Origin of the sequence: Bradyrhizobium sp. CCBAU 53338, from assembly GCF_015291665.1 — a bacterium.
In the GTDB taxonomy this organism is placed as follows: domain Bacteria; phylum Pseudomonadota; class Alphaproteobacteria; order Rhizobiales; family Xanthobacteraceae; genus Bradyrhizobium.
Genome location: NZ_CP030048.1, coordinates 2,471,301 through 2,486,454, shown reverse-complemented (window position 1 = coordinate 2,486,454; position 15,154 = coordinate 2,471,301). Strand labels below are relative to the sequence as shown.

Annotated in this window: 15 protein-coding genes; 9 read left to right on the top strand and 6 right to left on the bottom strand. The window is 64.0% G+C overall.

Going from position 1 to position 15,154, the window contains the following annotated elements:
• Positions 1–257: 257 nt before the first annotated feature.
• Together XH90_RS11730 and XH90_RS11725 are read right to left on the bottom strand one after the other, a co-directional pair.
• Entirely contained in the window at positions 258–1,040 is a 783-nt protein-coding gene (locus XH90_RS11730) for an enoyl-CoA hydratase/isomerase family protein (RefSeq protein ID WP_194481548.1), read from the bottom strand.
• Positions 1,041–1,172: 132 nt separating this feature from the next.
• Positions 1,173–3,263: a molybdopterin oxidoreductase family protein gene (locus XH90_RS11725; RefSeq protein ID WP_194481546.1), complete on the bottom strand. Its 2,091-nt coding sequence runs from the start codon at positions 3,261–3,263 to the stop codon at positions 1,173–1,175.
• 233 nt (positions 3,264–3,496) lie between these two features.
• On the opposite strand from XH90_RS11725, the gene XH90_RS11720 reads away from it, so the two are divergent.
• The 4 genes from XH90_RS11720 to XH90_RS11705 are packed head-to-tail and all read left to right on the top strand — an operon-like array spanning position 3,497 to position 7,776.
• The gene (locus XH90_RS11720; protein ID WP_194481544.1) at positions 3,497–4,471 is read left to right on the top strand and encodes a tripartite tricarboxylate transporter substrate binding protein; all 975 of its coding nucleotides are present in this window, start codon (positions 3,497–3,499) and stop codon (positions 4,469–4,471) included.
• 13 nt (positions 4,472–4,484) lie between these two features.
• Positions 4,485–4,955 (top strand): (2Fe-2S)-binding protein, encoded by a 471-nt coding sequence (locus XH90_RS11715; RefSeq protein WP_194481542.1) that lies wholly within the window; start codon positions 4,485–4,487, stop codon positions 4,953–4,955.
• Positions 4,952–7,081 carry a molybdopterin cofactor-binding domain-containing protein gene (locus XH90_RS11710; protein ID WP_194481540.1) on the top strand — a complete coding sequence of 710 codons (2,130 nt, stop codon included), beginning with the start codon at positions 4,952–4,954 and terminating at the stop codon, positions 7,079–7,081. Before XH90_RS11715 ends, XH90_RS11710 begins: the two co-directional genes overlap by 4 nt.
• Positions 7,078–7,776: a substrate-binding domain-containing protein gene (locus XH90_RS11705; RefSeq protein WP_194481539.1), complete on the top strand. Its 699-nt coding sequence runs from the start codon at positions 7,078–7,080 to the stop codon at positions 7,774–7,776. The genes XH90_RS11710 and XH90_RS11705 overlap by 4 nt, the downstream gene beginning before the upstream one ends.
• Positions 7,777–7,782: 6 nt before the next feature.
• On the opposite strand, the gene XH90_RS11700 is transcribed toward XH90_RS11705, so the two are convergent.
• On the bottom strand, positions 7,783–8,589 hold the full coding sequence (locus XH90_RS11700) for an SDR family NAD(P)-dependent oxidoreductase (protein ID WP_194481537.1): 807 nt from the start codon (positions 8,587–8,589) through the stop codon (positions 7,783–7,785).
• Positions 8,590–8,962: 373 nt separating this feature from the next.
• Here XH90_RS11700 and XH90_RS11695 point away from each other — a divergent pair, with 373 nt between their 5' ends.
• The 4 genes from XH90_RS11695 (at position 8,963) to XH90_RS11680 (ending at position 12,675) form a co-directional block, all read left to right on the top strand.
• Complete coding sequence (locus tag XH90_RS11695) at positions 8,963–9,703, top strand: GntR family transcriptional regulator (RefSeq protein WP_194481536.1); 741 nt, start codon at positions 8,963–8,965, stop codon at positions 9,701–9,703.
• A gap of 57 nt (positions 9,704–9,760) precedes the next feature.
• Complete coding sequence (locus XH90_RS11690) at positions 9,761–10,765, top strand: TRAP transporter substrate-binding protein (RefSeq protein ID WP_194481534.1); 1,005 nt, start codon at positions 9,761–9,763, stop codon at positions 10,763–10,765.
• A gap of 88 nt (positions 10,766–10,853) precedes the next feature.
• Positions 10,854–11,369 (top strand): TRAP transporter small permease, encoded by a 516-nt coding sequence (locus XH90_RS11685; protein WP_194481532.1) that lies wholly within the window; start codon positions 10,854–10,856, stop codon positions 11,367–11,369.
• 16 nt (positions 11,370–11,385) lie between these two features.
• On the top strand, positions 11,386–12,675 hold the full coding sequence (locus XH90_RS11680) for a TRAP transporter large permease (RefSeq protein WP_194481530.1): 1,290 nt from the start codon (positions 11,386–11,388) through the stop codon (positions 12,673–12,675).
• Between the two features lie 55 nt (positions 12,676–12,730).
• On the opposite strand, the gene XH90_RS11675 is transcribed toward XH90_RS11680, so the two are convergent.
• The 3 genes from XH90_RS11675 to XH90_RS11670 all read right to left on the bottom strand — a co-directional run bounded on the left by XH90_RS11675 (position 12,731) and on the right by XH90_RS11670 (position 14,674).
• Positions 12,731–13,459: a Crp/Fnr family transcriptional regulator gene (locus XH90_RS11675; RefSeq protein ID WP_194481528.1), complete on the bottom strand. Its 729-nt coding sequence runs from the start codon at positions 13,457–13,459 to the stop codon at positions 12,731–12,733.
• 279 nt (positions 13,460–13,738) lie between these two features.
• Positions 13,739–13,864: a hypothetical protein gene (locus XH90_RS39610; RefSeq protein ID WP_256442514.1), complete on the bottom strand. Its 126-nt coding sequence runs from the start codon at positions 13,862–13,864 to the stop codon at positions 13,739–13,741.
• A gap of 96 nt (positions 13,865–13,960) precedes the next feature.
• Positions 13,961–14,674, bottom strand: a complete 714-nt coding sequence (locus XH90_RS11670) for a helix-turn-helix domain-containing protein (protein WP_194481526.1) — start codon at positions 14,672–14,674, stop codon at positions 13,961–13,963.
• A gap of 156 nt (positions 14,675–14,830) precedes the next feature.
• On the opposite strand from XH90_RS11670, the gene XH90_RS11665 reads away from it, so the two are divergent.
• The gene (locus tag XH90_RS11665; protein ID WP_194481524.1) at positions 14,831–15,145 is read left to right on the top strand and encodes a cytochrome c; all 315 of its coding nucleotides are present in this window, start codon (positions 14,831–14,833) and stop codon (positions 15,143–15,145) included.
• Positions 15,146–15,154: the final 9 nt, after the last annotated feature.

The window sequence follows — 15,154 nt, the reverse complement described above, 5'->3', positions numbered from 1 at the left end:
TTTTCGCTTTTGGAATGCCCCAACGATGTCATGGTCCGCCCGGTCGTCGTGTGTGCCGTCCATACGCCCACAGTCGGTCGGACCGTCTCCGGGACAGCAATTCAGATTAATAAACAGGCGCAAAGCCAAAATGTCTAAAATTTAGGCAGATCGCCGAAGATTAGCGTCTCCCTTCGGCTTGCTCGCCCTCTCCGGTTCGGAGGCAGTGCGGGGCGCTATCGCGGGCACGCGCAGTTCGAAGGCGACGTCGGGCGCTCTTATTTTCCCGTCCAGACCGGCTTGCGCTTCTCGCCGAACGCCTTCAGCCCTTCCTTGGCATCCTCGGTCATCGCCAGCAATGCGATCTGGCTTTCGGTGTAGGCGATGCTCTCGTCGAACGACATCGCGGCGATCGCGCGCATGGCGTATTTGCCGCGGCGGATCGCAGTCGGAGATTTGTCGACGATGCGGCCGATCAGCCAGTCGACCTTGGCGTCGAGTTCGGCTGTCGGCACGACGTAATTCAAAAGGCCTGCGTCCTTTGCCGCCTTCGCGTCGAACGGCTCACCGGTAAGCGCCCATTCGTTGATCAGGCGCCGCGGCGCGATCTGCTGCAACAGGCTCAGCACCTGCATAGGAAACACGCCGACCTTCACCTCCGGAAGGCCGAAGATGACATGATCCGCTGCGACCGCCATGTCGGTCATGCACAACAGGCCCATGCCGCCGGCCATGCAGACGCCGCCGACGCGCGCGATCGCGGGCTTGGTCGCGTTCTGCGAAAGGCGCAGCAGATCGGCATAATCGACATTGGGCCTGGAATGATCCATCGCGAACGCCGCACCGGAATTCTGCAAGTCCGCGCCGGCGCAAAACGCCTTGTCGCCCGCGCCGGTCAGCACGATGACGCGAACGTCCTTGTCGTCATGCGCGTCGCGATAGCCGCGCGCGATGCCGGCGATCACGTCGCCGTTCAGCGCGTTGCGCTTCTCCGGCCGGTTGATGGTGATCCAGAACGCCTGGCCGCGCTTCTCCGTGATGACGCCCGTGCTGTCGGTCATGCGGCTCAATCCTTGCTCCCGGTCTGCAGCCATTTGCGGCAGCTTCGGCGCGAGGTGCAAGGGCAATCTGTCAGAAGGCGCGGCTTTAGCGCCTCGACACAAATTTGCAGGAAAACACAACGCGAGCGCGGCTCAAGCCGTGGCCGCTTTCCTGATCCAGACCTTGTTGTCGTGGAACGCAGCGCCACCGATGGGAGCGATGGTATCGGCACCTGTCAGCATGTTGATGCCGCGACCACCGATATGATTTCTGTTCGGATGCACGGACTCGGCGATCAGCACGCCGCGCCGTACGCCCTCGAACAGCACCGCGATCAGCGTGGTCTCGCCCCTGATGTTGCCGAGCGTCACCGCGTCGCCATCGGCGATGTCGAGCGCGGCGGCATCCAGCGGATGGATCATCACGCTCGCTTTGCCCTCGCGTGCCTGCGAGGACGGGGTTTCGTTGAAGGTGGTGTTGAGGAAGCTGCGCGAGGGGCTGGTCGCGAGGCGGAACGGATGGACCTGATCGGTGTGCTCGATCACCGCCCAATGATCCGGAAATGACGGCATCTTGTCGAAATCGCCCATGGTCTGGCCGAACGGCGGATGCGCCCAATCGGCTTTGAAATGGAATTTCCCGTCTGGATGCGCGAAGCCATCGAGATAATGCGAGGTGCGGAAGTCCGGCTGCAGATCGCGCCAGATGTCGGCCTCGAGCCCGGCGATGTCGCCGTGGTCGCTCAGCCTCAAGGTCGTGTCGATCAACTCGCGCGGCGTCATCTCGAAGCCCGGATGCTTCGCGCCAAGCCGCGGCGCCAGCGCCTGCAACAGCTGGTGGTTGGAGCGGCATTCGCCAGGCGGGTCGATCAGCTTGGGACCGACGGAAATGTGCTGGTGGCCACCGCCGTAATAGAGATCGTCATGCTCCATGAACATCGTCGCCGGCAGCACGATGTCGGCCATCTGTGCCGTCTCGGTCATGAACTGCTCATGCACCGCGACGAACAGATCCTCGCGCGCAAAGCCCTGCCGCACGAGCGCCTGCTCCGGTGCCACCGTCATCGGATTGGTGTTCTGGATCAGCATCGCCTTGACCGGGCCCTTGCCGAGCAGGGCCTCGGCATCGCCGGTGAGGATGCGGCCGACCTGCGACTGGTCGAGCGCGCGGACCGTCTTGTCGATCGCGTCATGGCCTTCGATGACGGATTCGTTGAAGTGCCACAGCGCATAATTGTTGAAGAAGGCACCGCCGCCTTCATGTTGCCAGGCGCCGGTCACCGCGGGAATGCAGTTCGCCGCGTGCATCTGTGTTGCACCGTTGCGCGAGCGTGTGAAACCGTAGCCGAGGCGGAAGAACGTCCGTTTGGTCTCGCCGACGGCTTTGGCAAAGGCCTCGATCTCCGCCACCGGCACGCCGCAGATGGCGGAAGCCCATTCCGGCGTACGCGTCTTCAGGTGCGCCTCGAGTTCGTTCGGGCAGTCGGTGTACTTGTCCATATAGGCGCGGTCGGCGTAGCCGTCGCGGAACAGCACATGGATCACGCCGCAGGCGAACGCGCCGTCGGTGCCCGGCCGCAGCAGGATCTTGATGTCCGCCTGCTTCATGGTCTCGTTGTCGTAGATGTCGACGGCCGCGATCCTGGCGCCACGCTCCTTCCGTGCACGCGCGGCATGCGTCATCACGTTGACCTGCGTGTTGACGGGATTGGTGCCCCAGATCACGACGAGATCGGACAGCGCCATCTCGCGGGGGTCGACGCCGGCGATCCTGCCGGTGCCGATCGCAAAGCCGATGCGCCCGACGTTGGCGCAGATGGTCTGATAGAAGCGCGAATATTTCTTCACATGGGTGAGACGGTTGAGACCGTCGCGCATCACCAGGCCCATCGTGCCGGCATAGTAGTAGGGCCAGATCGATTCCGCGCCGAACTCGCGCTCCGCCTGGTTGAAGCGATCGGCGATCTCGTCCAGCGCCTCGTCCCAGGTGATCCGCGCAAACTGCCCGGAGCCCTTGGGTCCGATCCGGCGCATCGGAAACGTCACCCTTTCCGGATGATGGATGCGTTCGGCATAGCGAGCGACCTTGGCGCAAACCACGCCGGCCGTATAGGTCTGCTTTTTCGAACCGCGAACGCGGCCGATGCTGCGCCCTTCGACCACCTCGACATCGAGCGCGCAGGCCGACGGGCAATCATGCGGACAGGTGGAGTGGCGGATCTCGATCTTGGCGTGCTGGTTCATGACCAATTTGGTAACATCAAAATACCGTTGAGCCGAGGGCATTTATCCGGCAGTGCCCATGCATAATGCTCAAGCCGTACGTGTGGCCCGTTCCTCCCGCGAGCGCGAAATGCCGCGCTGCCACACCGAAAAGCGCCAGATATTCCTGATGAAATCGACTTTGTGAGGCGTCGACAGCCCGCTCCGGCTGCCGCTACAGTGCCATCAAACAAAACGAGTCCAGGGAGGTGGGTGTGACGGCCCGACAAATTCTGCTGGCGCTGGCCGCCGGCCTGCTTGCTGCATTCTCCGCGAGCCCGTCCACGGCACAGGATTATCCCGCGCATGCGGTCCGCATCGTCGTTCCCTTCGGCGCCGGCGGGCCGGCCGACGTCGCGGCCCGTTTGATCGGCCAGGCGCTTCAGGAGCGCTTTGGCCAGCCCTTCGTGGTCGAGAACCGCACCGGCGCCGGCGGCGTGATCGGCACGGTCGAAGCCGCGAAATCGCCGGCCGACGGCTACACATTGCTGATGATGTCCAACACCCAGACCGCGAATGAATCGCTACTGACGCCGGAGCAGCGCAAGTACGATCTGATGCGCGACCTCGCACCGATCGCGCCGGTGAATTATTCCGATCTCGTCATCGTGGTGAACCCGCAGGTCCCGGCGAAGACGCTTGCCGAGTTCATCGCGCTCGCCAAGGCGCAACCGGGCAAGCTGAACTACGCCTCCTCCGGCCAGGGCACGCCGTATCACATGGCAGGCGAGCTGTTCAAAGCGATGGCGGGCATCGACCTCGTCCACGTCCCCTACCGCAACAGCGGCGAGGCGCGCAGCGGCGTGATCGGCGGCCAAGTGCAGATGATGATCGATGCGGTGCCGGCGATGGCGCCGAACATCGGCGAAAACCAGGTTCGCGCGCTCGCGACCACCGGCAAGCAACGCTCCGCGGTGCTGCCGAACGTGCCGACCGCAGGCGAGGCCGGCGTTCCCGGATACGAAGCGACGATCTGGCTCGGCCTGATGGCCCCTGCGGGCACGCCAAAGCCGGTCATCGACAAGCTCAATTCGGCCGTGAACGCGCTGGTGAAGCGGCCCGACATCGTCAAGCTCTGGACCGAGCAGGGTGCGGTACCCATGTCGATGACGTCGGAGGAGTTCGACAGGTTCCTGCGCGGCGACATTGTGAAATGGGCCGATGTCGTCAAGAAGTTCAGCAAGTCCTGAGGCCGCGCCGGTCATGCCGACCGTTCAGTTCCAACTCAACGGCACGGCGGTTTCTCTGGATGCCGATCCGGATCAGACGCTGCTCGATGTGCTTCGCGGCCGCCTCGGTGTCACAGGTGCGCATTTCGGCTGCGGCGCCGGCGAGTGCGGCGCCTGCCGCGTGATGGTCGACGGGCGCGCGATGGCCTCGTGCGACATGCCGATGCGGTCGGTGGCAGACAAGGATGTCGTTACACTGGAGGGCCTTGGCACGGCCGAGCAACCGCATCCGCTGCAACGTGCTTTCGTCTCAGAACAGGCGCTGCAATGCGGCTATTGCGTCTCGGGAATCCTGATCAGCGCTGCAGCGCTGCTCAGGCGCAATCCGTCGCCGACGGAAATGGAGGTCAGAGCGGCACTCGATCGCAACCTTTGCCGCTGCGGATCGCATAACCGCATGGTCCGCGCCGTGCTCAGGGCGGCATCGGAGATGACGACGCGATGAGTGCACCGTCCCCTGCCCCGAAACTGCCGGTCAGCCTGGCCGCCAATCCAAGACTGTCGTCCTGGGTGAGATTCACGGGCGATGGCCGCCTGGCCATCTCGCCCGGCAAGGTCGAGATCGGCCAGGGCATCGTCACGGCGCTGGCGCAGATCGCGGCGGACGAGCTCGATGTCGAGATCGGCCGCATCGAGATGATCCGCGCCTCGACCGTGGCAAGCCCGAACGAGGGCGTCACCTCCGGCAGCCTCTCGATCCAGCAATCCGGCCGCGCGCTGCGCCACGTCTGTGCGGAGGTGCGCCAGCGCTTCCTCGCAGCGGCCTCGGAGCGTCTCGGCGTCGATGCGGCACTGCTCAATGTCGAGGACGGCACAATCTCAGGTCCAGGCAATGTCAGGACCAGCTATTGGGAACTGGCGGACGATGTTTCGCTCGACCACGATGCGACGGCGCTCAATGTCGCCAAGTCCGCCGCCAAGCGCAGCGTAGCCGGGCATTCGACCCAGCGCATCGACATTCCCGACAAGGTGTTTGCGCGGCAGCGGTTCATTCATGACTGCGCGCTGCCGAAGCTGCTGCACGGACGCGTGCTGAGGCCGGAGATTTCAGGCGCGAGGCTGATTGCGATCGACGAAGCGTCCGCACGCGCCGTCTCGGGGCTGATTGCGATCGTCCGCGACGCTGGTTTTGCCGGCGTCGTTGCCGCCACCGAGGCCGCGGCGGAAGCGGCACTGAAAGCACTGCGCCAGGGCGCGACATGGTCGGCCGGAGAGCCGCTGCCGGATGAAAACGATCTGGCCGCCTTCCTGCGAAGCCAGCCGGTCGAGACGACGATCATCGACACCAGGACAGCGCCCGCGGCAAAGCCTGCGCGCACGCTCCGCCGGCAATTCACCCGCCCCTATGTCGCACATGCCTCGATCGCGCCGTCCTGTGCGATGGCGCAATGGGACGGTGACCGTGTCCATGTCTGGACGCACAGCCAGGGCATCTATCTGCTGCGCGCCGATCTTGCGATCGTGCTCAAGCTGCCGGCCGACGACATCGTCGTCGAGCACATGGAGGGCGCGGGTTGCTATGGGCACAATGCCGCCGATGATGTCGCGCTCGATGCCGTGCTGCTCGCCAAGGCCGCCGGTGGGCGGCCGGTGCGGGTGCAATGGTCGCGCCAAGACGAGATGTCTCACGCGCCGTTCGGTGCTGCGATGGCGATCGAAATCGCGGCCGATCTCGACGCGGACAACGAGATTGTCGGCTGGCGTCATGCGATCTGGAGCAACGGCCATGCCGCGCGGCCAGGGCGCGCCGCACAACCGGCGCTGCTGGCGGCGAGCGAGATCGCAAATCCCTACCCCCGCATGATCTCGACGAATCCGCCGGCCGCCAATGGCGGCGGTGGCGACCGCAACTCCGTTCCGCTCTACGATCTCCCGGCCTGGACCATCACGAGCCATCGCCTGCTCACCATGCCGGTACGCACCTCGGCACTGCGGACCCTCGGTGCGCAAGGCAACGTGTTCGCGATCGAATCGCTGCTCGACGAGATTGCAACCTTACGCGGCGAAGACCCGATAGCGTTCCGCTTGCGGAACCTCCGCGACGAGCGAGCGAAGGACGTGATCCGCGCCGTGGCACGACGCGCGGGCTGGAAGCCTGAGAGACGATCTGGCATCGGACACGGCGTCGGATTCGCCCGTTACAAGAACACCGGCGCCTATTGCGCCGCCATCGCCGAGATCGAGGGCGCCGACGACATCAGTGTGAAGCGCCTGACGCTTGCGGTCGACGTCGGCGAAGCCATCAATCCGGACGGCGTGATCAACCAGATCGAGGGTGGCGCGATCCAGGCGACGAGCTGGGTGCTTAAGGAGCGCGTCCGCTTCGACCGGACGCACATCACCTCGACCTCGTGGACGGACTATCCGATCCTCACCTTCAGCGAGGTGCCGGCTGTGGATGTCGAGATCATCCGGCGGCCCGAGATCGAGCCGGTCGGCGCCGGCGAAGCCGCGCACGGCCCGGTGACGGCGGCGATCGCGAATGCGGTTCATGACTGCCTTGGCGTGCGAATCCGCGACTTGCCGATCACCCGGGACAAAATCATCGCAGCCATGGAGCTTGCATCGTGACGGCAGTGAACATCTTGAGCGGCGGCGCGGCGCAAGGATTGGTACGCGGTCTCAGCGAGGCCTTCAAGGCGCAGACCGGCTTCGGTATCGACGGGGAGTTCGGCGCGGTCGGTGCGATGGCGGACAAGCTGCGCACGAGCACGCCGGCTGATCTCGTGATCCTGACGCAAGCCCTCCTTGCAAAGCTCGCCGCGGAAAAGCTCGTCGTCCCCTCCTCGATTGTGGACATCGGCCGGGTCGAGACTGCATTGGCCGTCCGCAACCGCGATCCGGAGGTGAGCGTGAAGACGGAAGCCGATCTGCGCGAAGTCCTGCGATCCGCGGACGCCATCTACGTCCCTGACACCGAGGCCTCGACCGCAGGCCAGCACGTCGCAAGAGTGCTGGATCAGCTCGGCATCGCCCATGAGGTCACGTCGCGCCTGAAAATCTTTCCGAACGGTGCGACGGCGATGCGCGAACTGGCGGCATCCACCGCGACGCGGCCGATCGGATGCACGCAGGCGACCGAGATCTTCGCGACCGACGGCATCGCGCTATCGGGTTCGCTGCCGCCGGGATGCGAATTGGTGACGATGTACACGGCCGGCGTCGCCACGCAGGCCGCGCATCCGAAGGAAGCGGCGGCGCTGATCGCGCTGCTGACGGGCGCAGATCAAAGGGACCTGCGCCAGCGCATGGGCTTTGCGAGCTAGATGGGCTTACTTGTGCAGCTGGGTCAGGCCGGTTGGTGGACCGTCAACCCCGGTCCAGCCGCCATCGACGAACAACGTGCTGCCGCTGACATAGCTGGCGGCATCCGAAGCGAGATAGGCGACCGCCGTCGCGACCTCGTCGGCACTGCTCCAGCGGTTGAACACGGTGTGACCTGCATAGAGATTGAAGATATCGGGACGCTGCTTGAACGGACTGGTCAGCGCCGTCTCCACGATGCTCGGCGCGATCGCATTAACGCGCACCCCGGCATGGCCGACCTCGGAGGCAAAGCCCTTCACCAGGAGACCGATCGCCGCCTTGGTCGAGCCATAGACGCCAAGGCCCGGTTCGATGGTCACCGCACGCACCGAAGAGCAGGCGATGATGCTGCCGCCCTTCTGCCCGACCATGATGCGGCCGAACGCCTGGAAGAACCAGACCGTGCCCTTGACGTTGAGGTTCAGGACGCGGTCGAGATCCTCCTCGGTGTAGTCGAGGATGGTCTTGCGGATGTTGAGCCCGGGCGTGGTCACCGCAATGTCGAGCCGCGAGAATTTCTCCATTACGATTTTTGCGAGCGCGTTGACGTCCGCAGCGCTCGAAGCATCGCACGCGGCAGATTCAGCCCAGCCGCCCTCGTCGCGGATGCCCGCGGCCGTCGCCTCTGCCGCCTCAAGCGCGCGATCGGCGCAGACGACGCGGGCGCCGAGCCCGGCCAGCGCCTCGGCCGACGATTTGCCGATGCCCGATGCGGCGCCGAGAACCACGGCCGTCTTGCCGGTGAGATCGAAGAGCTTGCGATAGTCGGTCACGGTCACATCCTTTTCTTGTTGCAGCCAAGCTGCTCGTTGCGCGCCAAACGACCGGACACGAGAGGTCCGGGCGCAACGTTCGTACACCCGGCAGCCGAGGCATCAATCCAAAAACGGCATCGATCGATGCTCGCTTCAACTTGGACTCCGCGCTCCGCGCGCCCTTAGGAAGGCGGACGGGGAAATGGATTCAAGGGAGGGGCGCTTGAGCGCGGACATATCCGTCATGGTCGCAAGAGAAATCTCGCGCTCGGCTTTCGGTTCGAGAACGGCCGTTTCTTGCTGCAACGCAGCAGAGACCCCCCTCCCAATCTCCTAGTTGATCTTCTCGCAGCTCGCTCCGTATACTAATATATCAATTCACAGAGCACGCATGACCGCCCGCTCGACGAAGAAAACTGAAGCCGCGGCTTCAGCCATGACCGGCACTCGCCGCGGCAAGCCACCGCAGCGCGCGACGGCCTCGTCGCGCATCTATAGCGAGCTACGCAGCGAGTTGGTGACGATGCGACGCCGGCCCGGCGAAGCGATTTCGGAGTCCGAGATCGCGCTCAGCTACGGCGTCAGCCGCACGCCGGTGCGCGAAGCGATCCTCAAGCTCTCCGACGAGGGCCTGCTCGACGTTTTTCCGCAATCGGGAATCTTCGTGTCGCGCATCCCGCTCGCCGCCCTGCCCGAGGCCATCATCATCCGCAAGGCGCTGGAAGAAACGACGGCGCGGCTCGCCGCCGAACGCGCGACGACGAGTCAGATCCTGCAATTGCGCTCGATCGTGGAACGTCAGCGCGAAGCGGATGAAGCCGGAGACCGTACTGCGTTTCACCAGGCCGACGAGCTGTTCCACGCGACCATCGCCGACGTCGCCAGACATCCCGGAATCTGGACGCTGATCCTGCACGTGAAGATGCATGTCGATCGCTATCGCCAACTGACGCTGCCGGTCGCCGGGCGCATGACGCAGGTGATCGCCGAGCATGAACCGATCCTCGCGGCGATCGAGGCGCACGATCCGCAACGTGCAGGGATTGCGATGGAGCGGCATCTCGACCGCCTGCTCCGCGACATCTCGGAGACGCAACATACCAACCCGGAGTTTTTCGCCAGCACGGAATGACCGGATCTCCGGTCAACAACGACACACACCGAAAGAAGTTAATGAGGGAGGACGACCATGCTACGACGTGATTTCATCAAATTGAGCGCCGGACTTGGCGCAGGACTTGGAGCTGCCACACTCGCTCCGATCTCATCGGCCCGCGCCCAGACCAAGGCCGTGTTCAAGGCCGCCGACGTGCAGCCGGTCGGCTATCCGACGGTTGCCGCCGTCGAGAGCATGGGCAAGAAGCTCGCCGAGGCAACTCAGGGCAGGCTCTCGATCCAGACCTACCCCTCCGCGCAACTCGGCGCCGAGAAGGAAACGATCGAGCAGACCCAGATCGGCGCGATCCAGATGCTGCGCGTCAGCGCCGGCGCGGTCGGCCCGATTGTCGACGAGATCAACGTCGTCAACATGCCGTTCCTGTTCAAGAACATCGCGCAGTCCTGGAAGATGATGGACGGCGAGGTCGGCCAGGAGCTGCTCGACAAGATTACCGCGAGCCCGAACGCCAATCTCGTCGGTCTGTGCTGGATGGATTCCGGCGCGCGCAGCTTCTACAACACCAAGCACCCGATCAAGTCGATCGCCGACGTTCATGGCCTGAAGCTTCGCGTGATCGGCAATCCGATCTTCATCGACATGGTCAATGCGCTCGGCGGCAACGGCATCGCCATGGGCTATGACCAGGTGTTCTCGTCGCTGCAGACCGGCGTGATCGACGGCGCCGAGAACAACCCGCCCAGCTACGTGTTCAGCAACCACTACACCGCCGCGAAATACTACTCGCTGACCGAGCACCTGATCATTCCGGAGATCCTCTGCTTCTCCAAGCGATCCTGGACCGCGCTCTCCGCCGACGACCAGGCGCTGATCAAGAAGTTCGCCCGCGAAGCCCAGCTCGAGGAGCGCGAGCTCTGGAAGAAGTACGAGACGACGGCGATGGAGAAGGCCAAGGCCGCCGGCTGCCAGATCGTCGAGATCGCCGACAAGAAGCCATTCCAGGATGCGGTCAAGCCGGTCTGGGACAAGTATGGCCCGAAGTACCAGGCCATGATCCAGCGCATCCAGGCGCTCTGAGCCTGCTCAAACCAGAGCCAAAGCGCGGCGATCACTCATCGCGCTTTGGCCTCGACAATCCGAACCACTGACAGGGCAGGAAACGCGGATGGCCGCACTGTTTCGCCGAGCGATGGACTTCCTCTATCTATTGTGCGTGCTCGTCGGCTGCACCGCACTGGTCTTGATCTCCGCGGTGATCCCGTGGGCGGTGTTCACGCGCTACGTGCTCAACAGTGCGGCTTCCTGGCCGGAGCCGATGGCGGTGTTGCTGACGATCGTGCTGACCTTCATCGGCGCCGCCGCCGGCTACCGGCTCAACCTGCACATGAGCGTCGCCTATTTCGCCAAGAAGCTTCCGCCGCCGCTGCAGCGGGCAACCGACATCCTGGTCCAGCTGCTGATGGCGCTGATCGCGCTGTTCATGGTGATCTGGGGCGAGCGCCTTGTCGAAGTGACCTGGCACAACAGCATTGCCGACTTCCCCTCGCTGTCGGTCGGCGTCACCTACCTGCCGATTCCGATCGGCGGCGTCTGTCTGCTCCTGTTCGTGATCGAACGGATCTTCCTCGGCGTGCCACCCGACCCGATCGGCAAGCACTCCGAAACCGCCCCCTTCGAGTGAGCCGGGAGTCATCGCCATGGACATCTTCATCCTCCTCGGCACGATGATCGCATGCTTCCTGATCGGGATGCCGATCGCCTATTCGCTGGCGATGGCGGCCATCGCCGGCGCGCTGTCGGTCGGCATTCCCCTGGAAGCGTTGATGCTGAAGATCTCGGACGGCGTCAGCAAGGTTGCGATGCTGACGATCCCGTTCTTCGTGCTCGCCGGCGCGATCATGGCGGAAGGCGGCATGGCGCGGCGGCTGGTCGCCTTTGCCGACGTGCTGGTCGGCTTGACGCGCCTGCGCGGCGGCCTCTCCATCGTCAACGTGCTGGCGACGACCTTCCTCAGCGGCATCTCCGGCTCGGCGGTGGCCGACACCTCTGCGATCGGCTCCGTGATGATCCCGCAGATGGAGAAGAACGGCTATCCGCGCGTGTTCGCGACCAACCTCACCATCTCCTCCTCGGTACAGGCGCTGCTGGTGCCGCCGAGCCACAACGCCGTGCTCTATTCGCTCGCCACCGGCGGCACCATCTCGATCAGCGCGCTGTTCATGGCAGGCGTTTTCCCGGGGCTGCTGATCGGATTCTCGCTGATCATGCTGTGCCTGGTGATTGCCTATCGTGAAGGTCACCCGCAGGGCCGCACCGTGCCGGCCAAGGAAGCCATCAAGATCACGATCGATGCGGCCTGGGGCCTGATCACGCTCGTCATCATCCTCGGCGGCATTCTGGGCGGCATCTTCACCGCGATCGAAGCCGGCGCGGTCGCCTGCATCTGGGCGTTCTTCGTCACCATGTTCGTCTACCGCGACTACAAATGGCGCGATCTGCCGGTGTTGCTGCACCGGACCTTGCGCACCGTCGCGATGGTGATGACGCTGATCGCCTGCGCATCCGCGGTCGGCTACATCATGGCGCTGACGCAGATGCCGGCGAAGATGACGGCGTTCTTCCTGTCGATCTCCAGCAACAAATACGTCATCCTGTTGCTGCTCAACGTCCTGCTGCTGCTGCTCGGCACGCTGCTCGACATGGCACCGTCGATCCTGATCGCGACGCCGATCCTGCTGCCGGTGATGCAGAATTTCGGCGTCGATCCCGTCCACTTCGGCATGATCATGCTGCTCAATCTCGGCATCGGCCTGTGCCATCCGCCGGTCGGCGCAATCCTGTTCGTCGGCTGCGCCGTCGGCAAGGTCTCGCTGGAAGAGGTCATGCGCAAGATCTGGCCGTTCTACGGCGTCATGCTGTTCGTGCTGATGCTGGTGACCTACCTGCCTGAGATCTCGCTCTGGCTGCCGCGTCACATCCTGCACTGAAGCGGGCCGCGCCGGCTTGACGTCGTCGGCGCGTCCCTGGACCAGACCGGCAGGATCACTCGCCGTCGAGGCCGCTCTCGGCGAGTTCGCGCAGCGCATCGGTGTCGAGCACGACGATGGCACCGTGCTCGAGCCGCACCCAGTTACGGCCGGCCCAGGCACGCAATTGCTTGTTGATGCTCTCGCGCGTCATGCCGACCATCTCGCTGATCTCCTGCTGGGTGATCGCGAGGGTGCCGCTGCCGGAGTCGAACTTGCGCTCCTCCGTGAGACCGAGCAGCGCGCTCGCGAGCCGGCCCGGCAGATTCTGCAAGATCACCTGCTCGACCTGCTGGCTGGTCCAGCGCAGCCGCGCGCAGAGCAGCTCGATGAATTTCATCGCGAGCGCCGGCTGGCTCTTCACGAACGGCAGGAAGTCGCGGCGGTCGATGATGTAGAGTTCGCAATTGGTGTTGGCCGTGGCATCCGCCGACCGCGGTGCACCATCGAGCACGGCGATCTCGCCGAAGATCTCGCCCGGACCGATCAGGTTGAGGATGGCATTCCGGCCATCAGGCGACGAGGAGGAAATCTTCACTGTTCCGGAAATCACCGCGAACAGATTGTTGCCGGGATCTCCCTTGGCAGCGATCGTCGCACCGCGCTTGACTGTGGAGTGCTTGGCGTAGCGGCAGAGCTGATCGAGAGCCTCTGGCTCCAGATCCGCAAAGATCGGGTGCTTGCGCAGGACCGATAGTTTGTTTCCCGCCGATTGGCGGGGGTCGCCGGTCTTGTCCTGAGGCACGCCGCGGGGCTCCTAAGACTGCGAGGCACTGGAGTTCCTGCGTAGTCAACGTTCTCAGGCTTTTCAACCGGAAAGCACGAACACAGCTTGAAGCAAGTGTTGTTAAAATGCCGCGATTGCGCCCACGAAGGCGCACCCACAGGGTGCGTCGATGCGTTTCGGCCGATGCAGAGTTGCGGATACAGCAACGCGCGGCAGAGCCTGAGCACCGCAAAACAGGCTCAATGAGCCGCGGAAGCCGCGGCTGCCGCGCCAAAAGCAAGTGCAATCTCGGGAAATTCAGCGCTTCGTATCGGAATCGAGTCGGCCCGTGCTGGTCTGCCGGTCGGCCCAAGCCAGCGCTACGGCGAACGCAACAAAGATGGCTACGACCACAATGGCCACCAGCAGCGCGTCAATCGGCATCGAGCCCTCCCACGGATTTGAGCCATTATCGGCGGCGCGTGGCCGGCGTCTTTGATCGGGATCAAAAATGAGCCAGTAGTCTGGCGCGGCCGGGAATCAGGCCGCAGCCAGCGCCTCGACTCGCGCGGGATCGCGCAGGCTGACGCCGCCATGGACGATCTCGATCGCCCCGTGCCGCTCCAGCTTGGTGAAGGTGCGGCTGACGGTCTCGATGGTCAGTCCGAGATAGTCTGCGATGTCCTGCCGGCTCATCGGAAGGGGGACCGTGTTCGACGCTCCCTTGAGCGAGACCAGCCGCTCGCGCCAGCAGAGCAGAAATGTCGCGACCTTTTCATCCGCCGAACGACGGCCGAGCAGCACCATGTGGTCGCGGGCCTGGCTCAACTCCCGGATCGCCAGTTCGTTGATGCGCTTGAGCAGATGCGGCCGGTCCTCGATGAAGCGCCCGAACGGCGCCTTGGCGAACTGGCACACCGTCACCGCACCAATCGCATCGGCCGAGAAATTGTGGCGGCCGGATACATTCATCCCCAGGAAATCGCCAGGCAGCGCAAAGCCAACGATCTGCCGTCGACCATCGGGCAGCAGCTTGTAGAGCCGCATCACGCCTTCGAGGAGATTGTAGAACGAGGTCGTGATCTCCTCCTCGGAGAACACGGTCTCTCCTGCGGCGAAATGCACCCGGCGTCCGAGATGCTCGAACTCCCTGAGCTCGGCCGGGTCCAGCGATGCACACACTGCGAAGCCGCGAACCGCGCAATCGTCGCAAAAATGGCTGTTCGGCTCAATCATCGTCACGGAAGCCTTCATCCACCGCTCCAAGCGCCCCCGAATCTCCGCAACCAAAGGAGTTCACCGCGCTGAATGCATTTTTACTGCATTGCGCCAGAGCCTGTTGACCCAGATCAAATTTGGCGCCCGTCCCCGCTCCTATTCTGCGTCAAGAGTTCGACCGGACCAATTTCCATGCGAAATGTGCTGCCCCTCACTTTGATTGGGCTGTTGCTGATCACTCCCGCGCTCGCTGCGCCGACGGCAGAGCAGCGTGGCAAGGCCTATGCGCGGGTCAATTGCGCACGCTGCCACGCCATCGACCGCCATTCCGCCAGCCCGCTCAAGATCGCTCCACCGTTCAGAACGCTGGACCAGCGCTACCCTATCGATTCCCTGGAAGAAGCGCTCGCCGAAGGTATCTATACCGGCCATGCCGACATGCCCGCCTTCGAGCTCGAGCCGGACCAGATCCACGACCTCCTGTCCTATCTCAAGACGCTCAAATAGCTCCGAGCA